This is a genomic window from Halolamina pelagica, assembly GCF_900115675.1.
GTDB lineage: Archaea > Halobacteriota > Halobacteria > Halobacteriales > Haloferacaceae > Halolamina > Halolamina pelagica.
In genome coordinates this window covers 1-17,957 of record NZ_FOXI01000022.1, presented here as the reverse complement: position 1 = coordinate 17,957, position 17,957 = coordinate 1, and the positions used below count along the sequence as shown (strand labels likewise).

Sequence of the window (17,957 nt, the reverse complement as noted above, 5' to 3'; positions counted from 1 at the left end):
TCGAATCAGAGTTACAAGGCTCAGAAGCCACCGACGAGAAAGCGATTTCAGTTCAGTTCAACCCATGAACTACGAGTGACCGTCTCGTATCAAGGGGAAAATCACGAGAACAAATCGGTTACCGTTAGATTCGCAACCCCACTTAGCGGGGTGTTCGATACATCTTGCCTGAAACAATCTTGTATGAATGATTCTATGACCCCCGGCATCCATCCGTTGCCTCCCGCCCACAACAGAGTATCGGCGTCGCTAGGCGGTGCCCTCCGGTCGCTGCGAAAATTACGGCGGGCTAATTACAGTAATACGAGGCGAAAGCCCACGGCTTTAGCCGTGGGATGAAGCCGAGAACAGGGAAACGTTCCACGCTCGGACGCTCGGCTGGATATTCCACCATTCTGAACTACCAACGTTTACAAACCTGAAACAATATGTTACACGTGTAATGGCCGAGGTGAGCGTGGAAACCACATTCCGCAATCCCAGCCGTTCCCGCCGCCAAGAGTGGCAACGCGCCACTCATATCCTCCGCGAGTGCAAACAATGGCTCGTGGACGGCTGGGAAGACGGCTCGCTCACCTCGTCCGTGACGACTGGCGACATCGACAACTCACTCTACTCAGCACTCCAAAATCAATCCATCCGGAACGCGAAAAGCGACTACGACGACGAACCCATCGAATACACGGGCGAACAGCCCATCGAAGTCAACAACCAAAACTGGGAGATCCACACGACTGAAAACGGTTCCGTCGTCGTCGGATTCCCATGCATCAGTGATTGGTGGTACACGCCAATCCACGTCCACGACAGCATCGAAGAACCCGTCCAAACCCTACTCGATGGTGACGCTGAGAAGACAAAACTCAGCGTGTGGCGAGAAGGCGGCGACTGGCATTGCTCATTCACCGTCGAACACAACGAGCAACAGGATGGCGAGGAAACACCCATTGGTGTTGACGTTGGCCACAACTACATCCTCGCTGCAACGCCAGACAATGCGAGTGCTGAGTCGTTCCTTGTGAGTGGCAAGGAGCACAAGTTCGTGCGGCGGTACTACCGTTCCCTACGTGACTCTCTGCAGGAAACTGGGGCGCATCGCGCCCGAAATCGCGTAGGTAACAAGGAGTACCGTCGCATCCAAGACATGAACCACACCCTCTCCAAACGACTCGTCGAATACGCCAGTCAGTTTGAGAATCCCGTCATCAAACTCGAAGAGCTCGAAAACATCCGTGACGGTGGCGAGTGGAACGGTGTCCACTCGTGGCCGTTCTACGAACTCCAACAGTTCATCACGTACAAAGCCGAGAAGGAAGGGATTCGCGTTGAGAAAGTAGACCCCGAGAATACGAGTCAGGAGTGCAGTCAGTGCGATGAACTCGTGGGTCGTGACGGGAGCAAGTTCGAGTGCCCGCACTGTGGGTATGTGCGGCACGCGGATTTGAACGCGGCTGAAAACATCAGTCAACGAGAGGGTGAACCATGCACGGCGTAACACTTCGGGTGCCGCGAACCGTGCAGCCCAGCAGGCTGAACACCCTGCCGACCGCTTCGCGGTCGCCTGCCACGTGCAGGTGGGAAGGCTGCTTTGACCCGGCTACACGCGCTGGAAAGCACGCCCTCGGTAACAATTGGGCGGCGACCGTTGACGCTGGTCACGCGAAAGCGTATTTGAGCCGCCGAGGAAACGCGCAACCCTAATATCCCCATCGGGGAATCCCACGGCTTCAGCCGTGGGAGGAGGTCAAGCGTCGACGTCCGCACCAACAGCGTTGACCGCGCCGTCGAGCTGGATGATCGCTTCACTCACATCGCTCTCCGCGTTGAAACGGTATCGCTGCGGTCGCGTTCCCTCAACCTCTTCGAGCACGTTGAGCCTGAGCAGCAGGTCAAGGTGATTCTTGACCGACTGTCGGCTCACATCCGCCTGCTCCGCGAGCTCCGTCTGATTGAACTCCCGCGTCGGCGGAAGATCGAGGAGTGCGTCGACGATCTTCGCTGCACTCTCGTGTTTGGTGAGGACCAGCCATCCCGTTGGGTATGATTCGCGGGTAGCCTCCCCATCGTCGTTAGATTTGGTTTCGATCATACTTGATTTCGAACACCTGGATGGGGCTTCACTCCATCCAGTGCCCTACCACGACTACTACTACTGGCTCTTTGTTGTTAAACTTGTTGTACATCGATTACTAACTCGTTTGTGGTTCGTAGTGTCTGAAATGGCACCAGACATAAAGGTATGTGGTCCCTACACTCACAGTGTGCCTGCAAAAATTTCTATCCGCTGTCGAGTGCTGTTCACGATGGCGCGGCGTCACGGTTGGGGGAACCCGATTTCTGCAGACGGGATTCTGGACTTGGCGCTTGAAGACTCCGAGCAGGCCGACGGAGAGGAATTCGTCGAACAACTGGCGTCGGAGCCGTACATCACGTATCAGCGTGGGCAGGGGTACTGGATCAAGAACGACCCCGATTCGCAGGCACAAGTGGCGTTTCTTCTCACTCGAAATTGTTCGTACACGGAGTTGCAGATTGAAGCGACGCTCTCTCGCTTCAAGGCAGCGGGTGGGTTCGACGCCTACGACGAGAGTGTTCTCGAGGAGGTCGACGACTGGTAGCGGATTTTCGTGCTATCAGGTTGCGGCCGGGGTACAGTTCGGCTTCATAGCCGAACAACGGGGAAGTTCGGCCGAAGCGGCGAACAGGCGTGGTCGGCAGTCCGTAGTGCGGGGAATGCTGGCTGGCCAACGCCACTGACGGTTGGTCGGGCGCGGGAGCGCGACGGCAGTTTTTCGTCGCCCCTGAGGGGTGCGGCGCGTCCTGCATCGACGGGCACGCCGTGAACGTGATTCGGTGAACACGATGTCCACGACCAGCGACGCGTCGGTCTCCTTCGACGAGGCCGACACACGGTCCGACGAGATGCACAGTACGATCGAACAGTGGATCGACGACCTCGTCGCCGGCGTCGACGACGCGCAGGCCAGCGCCGAGTTCCAAGCGTGGCTCGACGTCCAGAGTCGCTTCCACGACTACTCCTACCGGAACACGCTCCTGATCAAGCGGCAGTGCCCCGAGGCAACTCGGGTGGCGGGCTACCGGACGTGGCAGGAAGAGTTCAACCGGCACGTCCAGGAGGGCGAGTCGGCCATCTGGATCTGGGCGCCGATCATCGCTAAGCAGTGTCCCGAGTGTGAGAACTCGCCGAGCTACCACGAGGACAGTGACTGTGAGTACGACGAGACGCCACCCGAGGAGTGGGCCGAGGGCCTCGTCGGGTTCCAGCCCGCGCCGGTGTTCGACGTCTCCCAGACTGAGGGCGAACCGCTCCCTGACCTCGACACGGCAGCGACCGGGGAGGCCGGCGATCTCGTCGACCAGCTGACTACCGCCGCTGACGACCTCGGCGTGACGGCCCGAATCGTTCCGGACGCGGAGTGGACGCACGGCGAGGCGAAGGGCATCTGTCAGCAGCTGGGCCTCATCGACGGCCAGCCGCTCGTCAAGGTGCGTGATCGGGCGAACAAGGCCGACCTCGCGCGGACGTTGATCCACGAGTACGCGCACGCCCTGCTCCACGGCGACGTCGACGACGACACCGAACGATCCAAGCGGGAAGTCGAAGCTGAGGCGGTCGCATACGTCGTCGGTCGGTACTGCGGACTCGACACGAGCGGATCGGCGTTCTACCTCGCTGCGTGGGAATCGGACGATCCCGAAGTCGTTCGCGACCGGCTCGGGCGGATTAGCCGGACAGCAGAGGAACTCATCGACGTTCTCGAGGACGAATCCTCTTCATAACTCAGTTACCGATGGCCCGCCACGTGCAGCCAATATTCGCGAGTATTGGTGCCCTGAACGGCTATCTTGGCTGGTCCGTTCGCTCTCTATGGACTTTGGTCCATAGGCTTATGCCGATGGAGGCTGTACCATAGGGTGGCGGATGGCGTCGTACACCACCATCGCGGACTGGCGGGATGTCGAAGATGGCTACGTCGTTGCTGTGACCATCCGGCAGACGACCGATGAACAGTATCCGTGCGGGTGGCGGTATAGCCTCCATCTTGGAGAAGTCGGTGGCGACGTCATCCTTCGCTACGATAACGCCCACGAACGGACGAAAGGGCACGAGCGACACACTCGGGGCGATGTCGAATGTATCGAGTTTCCCGGGATGCTGACGCTCTACGACCGATTCAAACGCGAAACCGAGGCTATGTCCCCTGTGTCGTGGGAGTGGCCGGAGTAAGACGATGCCGGGAGGGAGAAATCATGCCCACACTCAAAGTAACCGTCGGCGAACGTGACCGCCTTGACCAGCGCACACGCAGTCGTATCGAGGCCGCCCAAGAGGGAGAAGCGCTTGACGATGCCCAGCCTGTGCTAAACTTCGATTCGTACGCAGAACTGAGTCGCCTGCTTAGCCCGAAGAACCTCGAACTGTTGGAGGCGATTTCGGAACACGAACCCGATAGCATTCGTGAAGCGGCTGACTTGGTGGATCGAGACTATAAGCAGGTCCATCGGAACCTTACGGAACTCGAAGATATCGGCGTCATCGAGTTCACTAGTGGCGGATCGGGTCAGGCCAAGACGCCGACGCTGTCCTATGATGGTCTCGAAATCGACATCCCGTTTGGAAGTCCAAACGAGGATATCGGCGCAGCAACACCGTAAGTGCCGTCGCCGGTTACAGGGATAGGTTTATTCAGATAGAATAGGTGGCGATGTAATTCGACCTCCGTCGATTGATGTCTGAACCCATCTCACGACGATCGGGGGCGAGCGTTTCAGACAGACCCTCCACTAGAAGAATATAGAACTACACCAAAGTACTATATTCCTTTGATTCGTGTGTGCCCACATGACCGACCGAAGTCCGCCAGCGGAGTTCACCGACATCAACGAAACGGTCGGTGAGGAATGGGAATCCGAAACGACCCCGTATGAACGCATTCGCCGCGTTATTGCGCATACGTACAGCCCTGCCGCAGCTGATGCGGTCGCCGCCGATGCACGGACCACTCCGAAAACCGCACGGAAGCACTTGAACACACTCGCCGATGAGGGGTTTGTCGAGACGACACCGGGGGACCAGGGCGGCACGCTCTATCACCGGTCACCCGAATCGCTCGTCGTCGAACAGGCTGCCGACATCCTCGACAACGTCTCGACCGACGAACTCGTCACGCGAATCCAAGAGATGCGCGATCAGCTTAGCGAGTACCGAGCGGAGTTCGGCGTCGATTCCCCTGAAGAGTTGGCTGTCACCCAGACAAATCAGGCGCTGGCCGAATCCGGATCCCCACAGAACGAGATCGATCCAGAGACGATCCGTGAGTGGAAGACGCTCCGGCGGAATCTCGCATTCGCGAACGCTGCCCTCTCAATCGCTAACGCCGAGAAATTCGTCGACAGCGATCGTCGGTCGACTGAGTAATACGTAGCGAGCGGAAGCTCACTCTTCAGGGGAGGGTGTAAGCGACAGGGTGGCTCGAACATCCACCGAGCGAACGATGCCGACCTTGCCACGACGGTGATCCACGAGTACGCACACACCCTGCTCCACGGCGACGTCGACGCCGAGCGATCGAAACGCGAAGTCGAGGCCGAAGCCGTTGCCAACGTCCTCGGGCGCTACTGCGGGCTCGACACCAGTGGGTCAACGTTCTACCTCGCTGCGTGGGAGTCGGACGATCCCGAAGTCGTTCGCGACCGGTTCGGGCGAATCAGTCGGACAGCCGAGGAGCTCATCGACGCGCTGGAAGGAACCTAACAGCCAAGTATTAACCAACAGCTGTGCGGCATCTCCCTGGATCGTTGGTTAAGTCTTTTTGAGTACCTGGGTAGCTTTCCCTTCGCGGATCGGGAGAGAGCGTTGACGTCCTCCTACCCCTGAATGGGTGGGACTTCCACGCTGTACCGCTATGAGTTCGACGACATCGACGAGCCCGAGGCAGTCGCCCACTTGACCGAACAGAAACGGGTGTCACGGGCGAAAAAGGCGGTTAGCGATGTTTACTCAGTATTAGTAAAATCACGATTAGTAAAATCGCGATTTTAATATACGGTGGTATTACGCATGATACATAGTGCGAGCGCATACCCGCGTCTTTAGGCGTGGGTCAAGCGGACAATAGCGTACATCTCCACCGACGATGGCACGGCGGGATTTCCCATCGTGTGTGGTAGTTTTAAGACACCACAGAGAGATAGTATGTAGTACGGATGAAGACCACACGGCACGCATCGTACAACCTCAACTACCACATAGTGTGGATACCGAAGTACCGCAAATCGGTACTCGTCGGTGACGTTGCAACCCGTGTGCGAGACATCCTCCATGAAATAGCCGACGACAAGGGGTTGGAGATTATCGACCTCACCGTCCAACCCGACCACATCCACCTGTTCGTCAGTAGCCCGCCGAAACACGCCCCCTCGCTTCTCGCCAACTGGTTCAAAGGCATCAGTTCGTGGAAATATAACCACCGACACGCCGACCACGACGGCGAGAAAATCAAGTGGGTACGCGGCTACTACGCAGGAACAGCGGGACACGTTTCGAGCGAGACTGTCGAGAAGTACATCCAGCGCCACGCGGAGGACGAACAGTGACCGAACTCACCGAGACGCTGGAACTGAAGCTCGTGGAGCCGAACACCCACAAGCATCGCAAACTCTGTGAGACGAAACGAGCGTACCAAGACGCGCTCGAAGCCGCATTCACCGCCAACTGCACCGCACAGTCAGCGGCCAACGACGTAGTGATCAACTACGACTTGAGTGGGTATGCGAAGAACGCGCTCAAGAAGTACGTCCCGCAACTTTGTGGCGGAAGCTACGACGCGAAAGAGCTTCACGACGACCACCCTGTTCGGTTCACGAACGAAGGTCCGAAGCTCGACCATAAGCCACAGAACGCAATTGAGTGGTACGTCAAAATCCCGCACCACGATGACTACCACCTCTGGTTGCCCGCACAACCGAACCCCGAACAACGGGAGTGGTTGGAAGCGTTGCACGCGGGAGACGCGAAGATGGGTGAGTGTCGGCTGTTCGACCGCGACGGCGAGTGGTACTTCCACATCGTCGCTACGCGAGACGTGGAGGAACGAGAAACCAGTTCGGCGGAAACGCCGATTGGGGTAGACATCGGGGAAGCCTCTTTGTTAACGGTGTGTCACCGTGACGAGCGCGGCTCCCCGACTGCACCCAACCTCTGGAACGACGAAGGTAAGCAAGTCCGACAACTCCGTGAGACGTACTTCACGGCGACTCGACGCCTTCAGAAACGCGGAAGCGAACGTATCGCAGAGTCTTACGGCGACGAGTTGTGGCGACACATCGACCACATCCTTCACACAGTCACGTCGGAGGTCGTCACCTACGCCGAGCAATTCGAGAACCCCGTACTGGTTCTGGAAGACTTGACGCACATCCGTGAGAACATGGACTACGGCGCGTTCATGAACCGCCGCCTCCACGGATGGGGATTCGCCAAGATGCACGCGCAGATTCGCTACAAAGCGGCTGAGAAGGGGATTCGTGTGGAGACGGTGAATCCCGCGCACACCTCGAAGATGTGCCACCGTTGCGGAGAACAGGGCTACCGTCCGAAGCAGGCGACGTTCAAGTGTTCCAACTCGGGGTGTTGGGTTTCGGAGTACCAAGCAGACGTTAACGCCGCGCTCAATATTGCAGACCGCTACCTCAGCGGAGAGAGTCACTCAAGAGAATACACGAGTGGCGATGACTCGGCTGAGGAAGGGGGACGTTTGACCGTCCCACAAGACAGCCAAGCCGATGCTGATACCCAGCAAGAGACGCTTGGAACGTATGCGTCTTGAAACCTTAGGGCCCCGCTCGGCCTGAAATTCCATGGTGGGATTCCCGCGACTTTAGGCGCGGGAGGAGGTCAAGTTTCCCTGTTCACACCACCGGACATCGTCTCATCACGCACGAGAGGGAACCGAGCAGCCGACTCTTAACCAACATCTGTGCGGTATCCCCTGATTTGTTGGTTAATTCTGAGTGCCTAGGCGGCTTTCGCTTCGACATCCTGTAGTAACCTCGCTAGAAAGATACTCCATAGTATCAAACTCTGAAGTACGATTCTGGAAAGTATTATAGCGCCTCGATATCCGCGTCGACGTGGTCGTCGGCGACCCAGGTGATATCGCGTTCCTTTGCGAGCTGGGCGAAGTCCCAGACGGACATCCCGGCCAGCTCAGCCGCCTTGCTGAACGTGATCGACCCCGCCGCGAGTTGCTCAAGTGCCTGCTCGCGACGCCACTCCTCAAGCCCCTCGGAGAGGAGCTTTCGAACGGCCGTACTCCGGTCCAGGTTCTCATCCTCGAGATACGCGTCGAGCTCCGCTTCCAGTTCATCGGGGACCCGCACCGAGATCTCTCCCATAGTGTATGCATTGAACTCGATGCACAAACACTCCGGTGGTCCCCAACTGTGCCATACTCCAGCGGTTCTGTGTCGTCTCGGTCGGACGGCAGCATCCGTACCGCTACCACGGGATCGACGTCGTTGCCCACGCGTCCCGCACGATTTTCGCAGGAATCCATTCTCTCCAAACCAGTATTGGTTTTCTGCCTTGACAAAAGAAATAAGTCATGGCTATGTATATTGTTACCACTGGCCGATACCCAACCAACACACACCCCCCGCCACACACATGATCACTCGCTCAGTCACCATCGAGGAGATCGACGAACTGTACCTCCAGTGGAACGACCACATCAACGCCTCAGCCCTCTATCGGCGTGCCCTCCGCGAGGAGATGGCCGTCCGCGATGTCGACAGTGATGAACTCCGCGACCTGCTCGAGCGCGCCCAGGAACAGGGCTACACGCTGGACGAGATTGCCGCGGAAACCAACCGGGTCGCCGATCTCGAGGCACTCGTCGCCGATGAGCAGCGCCAGTCACCCACTGCCGACAGTGCCACGGAGTGATCCCGATGGCCCAGTCCACCACCCCCGCTGACGCTGGCCCGTATCCCGACCACGAGCCATCGACGATCCATCGGCGAACTCGCCAGGCGGTCCTCGCGGTCGTCCTCCTGAGCCTGGTCGCGGTCGACCCCGTCGCCGCCCAGGAGAACGCGGTCTGCAATGCGGACAACCTCCCCAACATGATCGAGGGGTTCTTCCAACTCACGACGGCGCTGGGGATCGTCGGCCTGGTCGTCGTCTGGCAGGCGGAGTCCCTGCTCGAGATGTTCACCCTCGATCACGAGCGGAAGAAGGGACTCAAACGCCACAAGCGGTCGGCGATGAAGTCCGCGGTGATCCTCGTCGTCCTCGGCCCGCTGTACACCGTCGCCGGGTCGATGATGGGGCTCCCGCTGGCACAGTGTGTGAATCTCGTCCCCTGGTAGTCGAGTCACCGCCCCGACCATCATGGCGTCCCGCGCCCCAGTCGTGCTGACGGCCGTGCTCTGTCTCGCGGCAGGAGTATCGGCTGTCGGATCCGTGCCACCGGCGCCCGGAACCGAGGACAACGGCCTCACCGCAAACGAGTCCGCGACGCTGTGGTCCCGCGACGCCGACGACTACATGGCCCAGCGCGAGTACCGCCAGCGCTACGGCGAGACCCGGTCGGCGATGCAGCAACTCGCCAACGGGACCGACATCACGTTCACCCGGCCGCCGTCGACGGCCGCGACGTGGACGCGGAACGATTTCGAAGATCTCGACGCTGGCGGCGCCAGTACGTCGATCTCCCCCAGCGACGCGACCCTCGAAGACGGGGCGCTGATCGCCGACGCCCACGCGACGATCTTCGCCGCCCAGCCGTCGACGCGCGGCCACCTCAGGCCCAACGAGACCGTGCAGTACGTCGCGCCGAACGGCACGCTCCGCGGGTTCGTTGACTACCGCGTCCGAGTCCCGAACGCGAGTACGGTCGGCAACCGGACGACCGAGTGGTCGCTCGTCGATCACGAGATCGAGACCGTTCGGCTGCTCGTCGACGGCGAGCCGATCGTCGAGCGTGAGGGGACACATACGCCGGCGCTGCAGTACGAACTCCAGGACGACGGCCAGGTGACCCTCACGCTCGAAGCCGAGATCCACGTCCGACTGCGTGGCACCACGCGGGCGAACGACTCCGGCCCGGTGCTGAACACTACGACGCGGGCCGAGACGCTCACTGTCCGCGACTCGCTGCCCGTGAAAGTGTACGACCTCTCGGCGTCGGTCTACTACGCCGACTACCCCACCGGCGACACGGGCGTCGCCGTCTTCCAGTCCCAGCCGTGGCAGGGGTACACCCTCACCGCGAACCGCTCCGCGCGGGTTCGCGGCGTCTGGCGGTTCTACACGGCTCGGGACACGAGTTGGGACACGCTCGTCCGCACGAACGGCACGGCGACTGAACGGATCGAGTCGGACGCGATTCCCGTCTTCGTCCACGCCTACCCCTCGCGGATCGGCCCGCGTGCGGAGCCAGTCCGGGATGGCCCGACCATCCTCGAAACGTGGGGGACCACCGCGTCGTCGCCGGCGGCGTCACTCGGGGAGCACACCCACGTCGACGTGGTAAACCGCTCGTACACGGCGAGCCACGGCGTCGCCGTGCGGGCGGATCGGGTTGATCGCGAGGCGATTCAGGTTGCCGGGATCGTCCGTGGCGTGAACGCCTCGATCACCGAGCCCGATAACGGGTTCGAGCGCCCGCTCAGCCGGAGCAACCTGACGGCGGTCCTCCTCGAACAGAACCAGTCCGGGGCCCGCGTTCGCCTGACGCTTCGGAGTGCCGACTCGGGCGAGCCGATCGTTCTGAACGACAGCGCACGTGACGTACCTGTCGAGGGGCCCGAGCGGAACGGGTACATCTCGGTCGCTGATCAGCGCGTCGAAACCAACGCGTCGGGCGTCGCCGTTGTGACCCTCGACCGGCCCGGCATCTACACGGCCCGGTACCACCCCGGCTCGTGGGTGTCGCAGTCCTCGGCGTACGTCGGCGACACCGCGACCGTTCGGTGGCACCCGCTGACCACGCTGGATGGGTGGGTCGCGCTGACGGTCGAAGTCGGCTGGCAGCTGCTCCCGTTCGTCGTCGCGCTCTACGCCGGGCGTCGCGTCTTGGCGTTGCTGAGTCCCGAATCACAGTTTGCTGACAGACCATGACCTCGAACAACGCCCATATCGATCGACGTACCGCCCTCCGAACGCTCGTCGTCGCCGGCGTGGTCGGCGTCAGCGGCTGCACCTCCGAGGACGGACCACTTTCCGGGCCGGATCCCGGGACGGACAGCACTGGCACGAGTGACGGCCCGTTCAGGAAGGTTGGCGTCGAGGGGACGACCCTCGTCGTCGAACTTGCGCCTGATTCAGAGATCGACCAGGTGAACCTCATCCAACCCAACGGCGAACTCTGGGGCACGCGTGGAGTTGCAGCCGGGGCTGAACAGGTCTCCTTCGAGTTCCGGGCGGCGTACATGCCGGGGGAGTACAACGTGCTCGGGCTGAATGGGGAGGAGACGGTCGTCGAGGAATCGCTCGCGATTCAGCCGAACTTGGAGATTCAGGCGGTTGGGCTGTATCGGAACCACCCAGACAAGCCGTGGGAGGAGGTGTACGGGGAGTCGGACACAAACCGGTTGATCAACGGGGAGGCCTTCGTGACTATCGAGAACACAGGGACGGGACCGGAGACAGTTACCGAACTCGTGTTTTCTGGGAATGTTCCAAATCCGGTTGAAAACCCTCGGAGTAACGGTATCGAGAGAACTGATAGTGCCATCATCCCAGTCGAGAAAGAAGTTGACCTCTATAGTGCGTCGTTCCCCTTCGGGTCAGTATCTCCGGGAGGTATGGGCTGTTCTCCTGACGGGAATCACGGAGAGTTCACAGTTACACTAGAGACTGCAATTAAATCCTCCCCAGTTACCAAGACGTTCGATGTAGAGTACTCTGGCTCAACGGATCTGGACGACTGCAGTATCACGATCACGGAGGCATAGCGATGGTAGATCTAATCGACGTAGTTCTTGAAGGAGCCAAGGACACCGTCGAATGGTTCATCGGCCTCTTCATGGACGGTCTGGAGTCCGGGTACCGAACGCTTTCAGAGGCGATGTTCGGAACACCAACTCCGGAGACAAACGGGCCGTTCGTTTTTGGAGAGCCGACAAGCCAACCATGGATTCAACTGCAAGATACACTCGTCGGTGGCGAGGTTGTTCTGATCAGCCTTCTTCTCCTCGTGATGAGCGTTCAAGGACGACATGCGATTCGGGTCTTCAATATCGGCAGTACGTACGAAGCACGGAAAACGAAGAAAACCGCCTGGACTGGTGCGTTCCTGATCATCGTTTGGTACTGGGTCGGGACACTCGCGCTCTATCTCGTTGATGGGTTCACTATTGCCTTGCTACCCAGTGTTGAGACATTGTCGGACATGATGGTTGATCTACTGGCGGATACGGTTACCAACCCCGCCCTCTCCCTCCTCTTTGCACTCGCCGGCGGCATCTCCATGTGGGCGCTGCAGGCGCTCCTCTACATTCGCGAGATCCTGCTCTACGTCTACCTCTACGGGATGCCGATCGCCATCGCACTGGCGTACGGCAACGTCCCGATCGTCTCGCGGATCGCCAACGGGTTCGCAAAGCGGTTCGTCCCGCTTGCCGTCCTCCCACTTCCGGCGGCGATCGTGTTCAAGGGGTACGACATCGTCTACACGACGGGCGGCCTCGCACCCGACACTGCGTTCCTACAGTATCTCGTCGCCGTCTCCCTCCCCGTTGTCGCCCTCTACGCGACCTGGAAGACGTTCATCTACGCGACGCCGCTGACGGCGAAAGCCCTCCGTCGCGCCACCCAGGGCGCCGCCCTCGTCGGTGGCGTCGCCGCCGGCGCGTACGTTGGGAACGCCAGCGTCGCGACCACCGCGGCACGGTGGGGGCCGAAAGCCGCTGCCGGGCAAGCCGTCGCCCAGAAAGCGGCTGCTCGTGGAGGAAACGACGATGAGGATGGTGGTGAGCCGTCCTACCGGCGGACTGAGAACGAGCCAAGTGGCACCGAATCGAACGACTACGGCATGGACTTTGACCGAGGGATTCACTAATCCATGACTTCAGACGACGACGCAGCGGGACGGCGCACCATGGACCAGTTCGGCGAGGAGAGTCGCATCCCCTACCTCAACATCGAGGAAGGCGACATCGGCGTCCTGCTCGCCTTCCCGATCGTGGGACTGTTCCTCGCTAGTCTCACCGGCGTCGAGTCACTCGCACTGCCCCTGATCGCCGGTGGTGCCGGACTAGGGGCGGCGCTCATCTACGTCACGCCGGCGCACCTGAACGCATGGACGTGGACCACCGACGTCTTTCGGTACGTCAAGCGACCGACGATCACGTTCAGCGCGCCCGCGGACGCCGACGGTGGTGACGCGACACGGAACGAGGGCGGTCTCGCGAACTACACGCCGTTCACGCCGGACGAGCGGACGCAGGACCTCACCAACATCGAGCGCGCGTGGCCCGGTGCCGGCGCCGTACAGCGCGCCGACGGGACAATGGAGGCGTTCATCGAGCTCGATCCGGGCAACATGGATTTCGCGATGGCCGACGACTGGGCCCAACTGCAGGAAGCCGGGGCGGAGTTCGCGAACAAGGAACTCGACGCGAAGCTGAAGTTCCACGCGACGACCCGGTCGTTTCCGGTGGAACAGCTCACTGAGACCATCGAGGACCGTCTCGACGACGAGGACGTCGAGTCGAACCCCATCTTTCGGGAACTCCTCGAGGAGTATCGCGAGACTCGTCCCACGGAAATGCGTGAACAGGGGATCCAGCAAGTGCGGTACTACATCGGCGTCGAAGTCTCGCCGCTGGACGTGTACGACCGCTACCGCGAGGAAGCGACGCCCGCGGAGAAACTGACGCAGCTCCCCGTGCTGGGCGTGCTGTTCACGCCGTTCGTGACGCGGCGCGAGGACCTCACCGACGTCGAGCGGCGGGCACGGATGTTCGACGAACTGGATAGTCGGATCGCCGACGTGCGGGCGGAGTTCATCCAGCAAGCGTCGGGCTGGTCCGCACGGCGACTCAGTACGGTCGAGCTGTTCGTGCTGAACATGGACTTCTGGAACGGCCAAGAGGCCGAGTACGGCGACGCCGACCAGGTCGTTCGTGAGCAGCCGATCGTCGGCCACTCGCGCCGGGAGGACGAGCACGATGCATAGCGTGCTCTTGCAGTCGGGTGGTGGCGTGGGTCAACTGCTCGTCGAGTGGCTCACCAGCCCGACCTCGGTCGAAGGCGCGGCGCTCTATCTAGTTCTGGTCGGCAGCGTCGCCGGTGGGGGGAAACTGCTGGTGAATCGCTACGCCGCGGATGATGACCCCGAGGTTGACTTCTCGGACGTGCTCGACGAAGAGACGCTCGCGAAGGGCCACGCCGAAGGCCAACTTCTCGACGACATCGCCGAATCGCACAAAACCGTCACGGCGCCTGACGCTATCGAGTGGGAGACCCGTGCGGCCCGCGTCGGCGAGCAGTGGACGTCGACGCTGTACATCGCGGACTACCCGGACTACCCGAGTGATGGCTACCTCAGCGACCTGTTCGAACTGACTGACGTCCAGTTCGATCTGACGGCCCACATCACGCCCAAGAACCAGGAGCGGGCCCGGAACGAACTGCAGGAGATCGCGGACGACCTGCAGGTGGATGCCGACCTCGAACAGAGCGTTCGGAGTACGTATCTCCAGGAGCGGGCGAACGAAGCGGCGGCGACGTACACGGCGGTCGAGAACGGGGCGAGCGTGTTCGACCAGGGCGTGTTCGTCACGGTGCGCGCCGATGATCGGGAGACGCTACAGGACGACGTCCAGCAGGTCAAGAGCACGCTCCGGGACGAGCCGGCGAACCTGACGCCGAAGACGGCGATCTGTCGGCAGGACGTGGCGCTGCAGTCGGCGGCGCCGATCGGTGCGAACGAGTTCGGGCGGGAGTCGATCGTGCTGGGTGGGGCCGTCGGAGCGTTGCTGGCGTCGCCGCACAACGCGACGATCCTCGAGGAAGGGGGTGTCGAGTTCGGGATGCACAAGGACACGCGGAGTCCCGTGGTCATCGACCCGTTTGCGCGGGACAACGGCTACGCCATGTTCACGGTCGGGGATACGGGCTCGGGGAAGTCGTTCAGTTCCAAACAGAACTTCATCCGGTCGATGGAGCAGCAACGGGACCGGATCGGCGTCATCCTCGAACCCCTGAACGACTGGGCCGGCGTCGCCGAAGCACTGGACGCGAAGCGCATTACGGTCGGTGGGACGCTCGGCCTGAATCCGCTGGAGATCCGGGAGACACCGGAGCGGGTACAACGGGCGATGGGCGAGGACGCCAGCCCGTTCAACGAGAAGCTCGACGACGCGATGAGTTTCCTCACCAACTTCTTCGCGTTGCGGGGGATCTCGCTGGGCGATCGACGGACGACGCTGGAACTCGGGCTCAAGCGCGCGTACAAGCGAAAAAGGATTACGGACGACATCTCGACGCACGGCAATCCGAGTCCGACCATCCGGGACATGCTGGACGTGTTCGAGGAGATGGTCGACGATCCCGAGGCGTTCGTCGTTCGTGCTGACGAGGAGGCGGGGAAGATCAAGGAGGACGCGACATGGTTGCTCGATCAGTTGCGGCCGTTTGAGGAGGATGGACGGCACGCCAATCTCGGGACGGAATCAGCGTTCGACATCCGGGACGAGAAGGTGATCTACCTCGATTTGGCGCAGCAGGAGGGGAGTGTGGATAGTGGGACGGCGCTGACGATGCAGTTGCTCATCTCGCTGGTGTACGAACGGGCGAAGGTGTCGGAGCAGGAGGTGGTGTTCTACATCGACGAAGCCCGCTACATCATGCAGGACGCCGCGAGTCTCGCCTTTTTAGAGACGGTGTTCCGGCATCACCGCCATCACGATCTGTCGATTCGGCTGGTCACCCAGACCGTCGACGAGTTCTTCGAGCACGCCGAGAGCGAGGCCATTCTTGACCAGTGTGCGGTGAAGCAGTTCCACCGGTTGGACGGGATGGACGAGGCGTGGGCCCAGGAGTTCGGGCTGAACTACGCGCAGATGCGGTACGTGCAGGATGCGGTGCCCGGGAACGAGGATGCCGGGTTCGCGGAGGCATTGGTCGGCGTCGATGGGGAGTGGCGCGGGATCACCGTCGAGGCGATGCCCAAGGAGAAGGAAGTGATCGATTTCGACCCGGCGGGGGAAGCACCATCGTCGCTACCAGGCGCCAATAGTGAACAGAGTACGGACGATCAGAGGGGGTCAGCAGACGAGTAATCAACGACGGAACGGATAGAGGGAACTCTCGTGGCTTCATACGGTAGGGAGTTCTCTCACTCGAGTTTAACCAACAGTTACTCCACTTGCTCCCGAATGTTGGTTAAGACTTCTCTCGGTGCCGTTTTTGAGAGGGGCCGCTGGCGTCGATGCAATGAGGTATTGCGAAATACATAAAAGGGAGTTCAAAACTGAATGCGGGTCGGTTCACCCGGCTTGTAGTCGCTTTGGCTAGCTCCACCTCGCTCGCCGAGGAAGACGATGGCGTTGAGGTCGCCACGGGTGAACCGTGCCTCGTACGACCAGTAGAGCCCGTCTTCGAGGTCGTCGCGTTTCCCGTAAAACTCGAACGAGCCATGCATATTGTGGTCAACCCAGAACTCTTCGTCGACGGTCTGATCGTCGGGACCGCCGACGCCGATCCCCCGGTGGACGAGGTCGTGAGCATCCACATCCTCGCAGAACGAGACATACGCATCCCAGGAGTCGAAGCCCTGCTCGGTCGCCTCGTTGTGTTTCTCCTCGGCAGTTTTCTCGCGGTACTCCCGTTCACGTCGCAACAACCGCCCCGTTGCCGTGAGTTTGTACTGCTTCATCGCCGGGCGTCCGATCTGCTTCGTCTGCCACTCAATCTCGGTCGGACTCTGGGTATCAGGGAACTTCGGTAGTTCGACGTCGTCGACCACGAGCAGGTCGTCGTACAGCCCCATCGGTAGCATCGCTTCGGGTGTCGACGACAAAAACGTCCGCCACGATCAGTAGTCAGTGGTCAGCACGTCTGTTGATCGTCGATGAACGAACGCTGAAGTATTGGTTCATCGACGTCCCTACCCACCATATCGAGTGTTCGCCGGGCGAACAGAGTGGTCATCTGGTCGTCTCGGCGCCTATATCTCTCGCTAGTCGCGGTCCTCCATTTGGCTCTCGAGTCGAACGGACCGCTCCGCGTCCGAGATATCTATCCGCGATATCGCACTATCGCCGAACAGTCGGATATCGACCCACTAGTACGACTTCGGATGCACGACCACCTCGCAGATCTCGCGATGCTCGGTATCCTCGACCGCTACTTCCGGAACGAAGGTCGTTCCGCTGACCAGTATTACGAGTACGAGTTCGCTGTCGATCTTGACCTCGTCGCCAACGTAGTTAGTGACTTCGAGGGGCTTGCCCTCCCCGACAAGTCGTTGAACTGACAGAATCGATCGAATAGGCCGACACGTATCGGGATGCGTTTTGAATGTCTCTCAAAGAACACTCGACACGGTGGGTGGGGGGAGATCATCGTTCAACGATTCCAGTCTTGAGAGAGGTGACTATTGGTCTGTGAACGAGAAGGCGCCTCACAATTGCTAGGGAAGTGCTAGAGTCTGCTTTGTTGAATCCGATGACGGCGTCGGGTCACTGTTTGAGTGCTTGTTCGAGGTTGTAGACTGCGGCGGTCAACACGAGCTCGCGGAACTCGCGGTACCATACGCGAGGGTGGACAGCGGGGCCGAACCGACGCTTGATGGCCGAAAAGGCGGTCTCGGCCATCCAGCGCTGGCCGTATAACTCGCTGTCCAACCGTGCGTTGTGTGCGTGATCGTAATGTGCGAACAACCGGTGGCGCAGCAACGGCCGGACGCCCTCTGACCGGAGGG

20 protein-coding genes and 1 pseudogene are annotated in these 17,957 nt (G+C 60.5%); 17 read left to right on the top strand and 4 right to left on the bottom strand.

All coding sequences use genetic code 11. The features are described 5' to 3' along the window. Nucleotides 1-442 precede the first annotated feature (442 nt). On the top strand, nt 443-1,495 hold the full coding sequence (locus BMZ83_RS15265) for an RNA-guided endonuclease TnpB family protein (RefSeq protein WP_074880650.1): 1,053 nt from the start codon (nt 443-445) through the stop codon (nt 1,493-1,495). 249 nt (nt 1,496-1,744) lie between these two features. Here the strand turns inward: BMZ83_RS15265 and BMZ83_RS15260 are convergent, their stop codons facing one another. Then, nucleotides 1,745-2,089, bottom strand: a complete 345-nt coding sequence (locus BMZ83_RS15260; RefSeq protein WP_074880647.1) for a hypothetical protein — start codon at nt 2,087-2,089, stop codon at nt 1,745-1,747. Nucleotides 2,090-2,129: 40 nt separating this feature from the next. Between BMZ83_RS15260 and BMZ83_RS16585 the strand changes: the two genes are divergently transcribed. The 8 genes and pseudogenes from BMZ83_RS16585 to BMZ83_RS15220 all read left to right on the top strand — a co-directional run bounded on the left by BMZ83_RS16585 (nt 2,130) and on the right by BMZ83_RS15220 (nt 7,850). Next, on the top strand, nt 2,130-2,618 hold the full coding sequence (locus BMZ83_RS16585) for a hypothetical protein (protein ID WP_143077016.1): 489 nt from the start codon (nt 2,130-2,132) through the stop codon (nt 2,616-2,618). A gap of 244 nt (nt 2,619-2,862) precedes the next feature. Next, nucleotides 2,863-3,801 (top strand): ImmA/IrrE family metallo-endopeptidase, encoded by a 939-nt coding sequence (locus tag BMZ83_RS15250; protein WP_074880640.1) that lies wholly within the window; start codon nt 2,863-2,865, stop codon nt 3,799-3,801. Nucleotides 3,802-3,943: 142 nt separating this feature from the next. Next, on the top strand, nt 3,944-4,249 hold the full coding sequence (locus BMZ83_RS15245) for a toxin-antitoxin system TumE family protein (RefSeq protein ID WP_074880637.1): 306 nt from the start codon (nt 3,944-3,946) through the stop codon (nt 4,247-4,249). A 23-nt stretch (nt 4,250-4,272) separates the two neighbouring features. After that, complete coding sequence (locus tag BMZ83_RS15240; RefSeq protein ID WP_074880634.1) at nt 4,273-4,677, top strand: HVO_A0114 family putative DNA-binding protein; 405 nt, start codon at nt 4,273-4,275, stop codon at nt 4,675-4,677. 187 nt (nt 4,678-4,864) lie between these two features. Further along, complete coding sequence (locus BMZ83_RS15235; RefSeq protein ID WP_074880631.1) at nt 4,865-5,440, top strand: DUF7342 family protein; 576 nt, start codon at nt 4,865-4,867, stop codon at nt 5,438-5,440. A gap of 66 nt (nt 5,441-5,506) precedes the next feature. Continuing rightward, nucleotides 5,507-5,776: pseudogene (locus BMZ83_RS15230) on the top strand (DUF955 domain-containing protein); the annotation flags it as partial. A 452-nt stretch (nt 5,777-6,228) separates the two neighbouring features. Then, the gene (gene tnpA, locus BMZ83_RS15225; protein ID WP_074880629.1) at nt 6,229-6,618 is read left to right on the top strand and encodes an IS200/IS605 family transposase; all 390 of its coding nucleotides are present in this window, start codon (nt 6,229-6,231) and stop codon (nt 6,616-6,618) included. Then, complete coding sequence (locus tag BMZ83_RS15220; protein ID WP_074880625.1) at nt 6,615-7,850, top strand: RNA-guided endonuclease InsQ/TnpB family protein; 1,236 nt, start codon at nt 6,615-6,617, stop codon at nt 7,848-7,850. Before tnpA ends, BMZ83_RS15220 begins: the two co-directional genes overlap by 4 nt. A gap of 277 nt (nt 7,851-8,127) precedes the next feature. Here the strand turns inward: BMZ83_RS15220 and BMZ83_RS15215 are convergent, their stop codons facing one another. Beyond that, nucleotides 8,128-8,418 carry a UPF0175 family protein gene (locus tag BMZ83_RS15215; protein WP_074880622.1) on the bottom strand — a complete coding sequence of 97 codons (291 nt, stop codon included), beginning with the start codon at nt 8,416-8,418 and terminating at the stop codon, nt 8,128-8,130. A 271-nt stretch (nt 8,419-8,689) separates the two neighbouring features. Between BMZ83_RS15215 and BMZ83_RS15210 the strand changes: the two genes are divergently transcribed. Genes BMZ83_RS15210 through BMZ83_RS15180 form a run of 7 tightly spaced genes read left to right on the top strand, consistent with a single transcriptional unit; the run spans nt 8,690 to nt 16,314 of the window. After that, on the top strand, nt 8,690-8,968 hold the full coding sequence (locus BMZ83_RS15210) for a hypothetical protein (RefSeq protein WP_074880619.1): 279 nt from the start codon (nt 8,690-8,692) through the stop codon (nt 8,966-8,968). A gap of 5 nt (nt 8,969-8,973) precedes the next feature. Continuing rightward, nucleotides 8,974-9,393, top strand: coding sequence for a hypothetical protein (locus BMZ83_RS15205; protein WP_074880616.1), 420 nt, complete (start codon nt 8,974-8,976; stop codon nt 9,391-9,393). A gap of 22 nt (nt 9,394-9,415) precedes the next feature. Then, nucleotides 9,416-11,146: a hypothetical protein gene (locus tag BMZ83_RS15200; protein ID WP_174955782.1), complete on the top strand. Its 1,731-nt coding sequence runs from the start codon at nt 9,416-9,418 to the stop codon at nt 11,144-11,146. Then, nucleotides 11,143-11,982, top strand: coding sequence for a hypothetical protein (locus BMZ83_RS15195; RefSeq protein ID WP_074880611.1), 840 nt, complete (start codon nt 11,143-11,145; stop codon nt 11,980-11,982). Before BMZ83_RS15200 ends, BMZ83_RS15195 begins: the two co-directional genes overlap by 4 nt. A 2-nt stretch (nt 11,983-11,984) precedes the next feature. Further along, nucleotides 11,985-13,088, top strand: coding sequence for a hypothetical protein (locus tag BMZ83_RS15190; protein WP_074880607.1), 1,104 nt, complete (start codon nt 11,985-11,987; stop codon nt 13,086-13,088). Nucleotides 13,089-13,091: 3 nt separating this feature from the next. After that, nucleotides 13,092-14,207, top strand: coding sequence for a hypothetical protein (locus BMZ83_RS15185; protein WP_074880605.1), 1,116 nt, complete (start codon nt 13,092-13,094; stop codon nt 14,205-14,207). Then, nucleotides 14,200-16,314, top strand: a complete 2,115-nt coding sequence (locus BMZ83_RS15180) for a VirB4 family type IV secretion system protein (RefSeq protein WP_206674352.1) — start codon at nt 14,200-14,202, stop codon at nt 16,312-16,314. The genes BMZ83_RS15185 and BMZ83_RS15180 overlap by 8 nt, the downstream gene beginning before the upstream one ends. 185 nt (nt 16,315-16,499) lie before the next feature. Here the strand turns inward: BMZ83_RS15180 and BMZ83_RS15175 are convergent, their stop codons facing one another. Then, a complete protein-coding gene (locus BMZ83_RS15175; RefSeq protein WP_245748706.1) occupies nt 16,500-17,000 on the bottom strand; it encodes a hypothetical protein in 501 nt (166 codons plus the stop codon). 177 nt (nt 17,001-17,177) lie between these two features. Here BMZ83_RS15175 and BMZ83_RS15170 point away from each other — a divergent pair, with 177 nt between their 5' ends. Further along, nucleotides 17,178-17,510 carry a hypothetical protein gene (locus BMZ83_RS15170; RefSeq protein WP_074880597.1) on the top strand — a complete coding sequence of 111 codons (333 nt, stop codon included), beginning with the start codon at nt 17,178-17,180 and terminating at the stop codon, nt 17,508-17,510. A gap of 205 nt (nt 17,511-17,715) precedes the next feature. Here BMZ83_RS15170 and BMZ83_RS17140 read toward each other — a convergent pair. Beyond that, nucleotides 17,716-17,957: transposase (locus BMZ83_RS17140; protein WP_343123907.1), on the bottom strand; the 242-nt coding region annotated here is incomplete at its 5' end.

Bases quoted from the DNA above. Each gene is read 5' to 3' on its own strand.
- BMZ83_RS15210 (WP_074880619.1), top strand. From the start codon at position 8,690: ATGATCACTCGCTCAGTCACCATCGAGGAGATCGACGAACTGTACCTC.
- BMZ83_RS15185 (WP_074880605.1), top strand. From the start codon at position 13,092: ATGACTTCAGACGACGACGCAGCGGGACGGCGCACCATGGACCAGTTC.
- BMZ83_RS15260 (WP_074880647.1), bottom strand. From the start codon at position 2,089: ATGATCGAAACCAAATCTAACGACGATGGGGAGGCTACCCGCGAATCA.
- BMZ83_RS15195 (WP_074880611.1), top strand. From the start codon at position 11,143: ATGACCTCGAACAACGCCCATATCGATCGACGTACCGCCCTCCGAACG.
- BMZ83_RS15250 (WP_074880640.1), top strand. From the start codon at position 2,863: ATGTCCACGACCAGCGACGCGTCGGTCTCCTTCGACGAGGCCGACACA.
- BMZ83_RS15180 (WP_206674352.1), top strand. From the start codon at position 14,200: ATGCATAGCGTGCTCTTGCAGTCGGGTGGTGGCGTGGGTCAACTGCTC.
- BMZ83_RS15245 (WP_074880637.1), top strand. From the start codon at position 3,944: ATGGCGTCGTACACCACCATCGCGGACTGGCGGGATGTCGAAGATGGC.
- BMZ83_RS15200 (WP_174955782.1), top strand. From the start codon at position 9,416: ATGGCGTCCCGCGCCCCAGTCGTGCTGACGGCCGTGCTCTGTCTCGCG.
- BMZ83_RS15205 (WP_074880616.1), top strand. From the start codon at position 8,974: ATGGCCCAGTCCACCACCCCCGCTGACGCTGGCCCGTATCCCGACCAC.
- BMZ83_RS15235 (WP_074880631.1), top strand. From the start codon at position 4,865: ATGACCGACCGAAGTCCGCCAGCGGAGTTCACCGACATCAACGAAACG.
- BMZ83_RS15215 (WP_074880622.1), bottom strand. From the start codon at position 8,418: ATGGGAGAGATCTCGGTGCGGGTCCCCGATGAACTGGAAGCGGAGCTC.
- BMZ83_RS15265 (WP_074880650.1), top strand. From the start codon at position 443: ATGGCCGAGGTGAGCGTGGAAACCACATTCCGCAATCCCAGCCGTTCC.
- BMZ83_RS15190 (WP_074880607.1), top strand. From the start codon at position 11,985: ATGGTAGATCTAATCGACGTAGTTCTTGAAGGAGCCAAGGACACCGTC.
- BMZ83_RS15240 (WP_074880634.1), top strand. From the start codon at position 4,273: ATGCCCACACTCAAAGTAACCGTCGGCGAACGTGACCGCCTTGACCAG.
- tnpA (WP_074880629.1), top strand. From the start codon at position 6,229: ATGAAGACCACACGGCACGCATCGTACAACCTCAACTACCACATAGTG.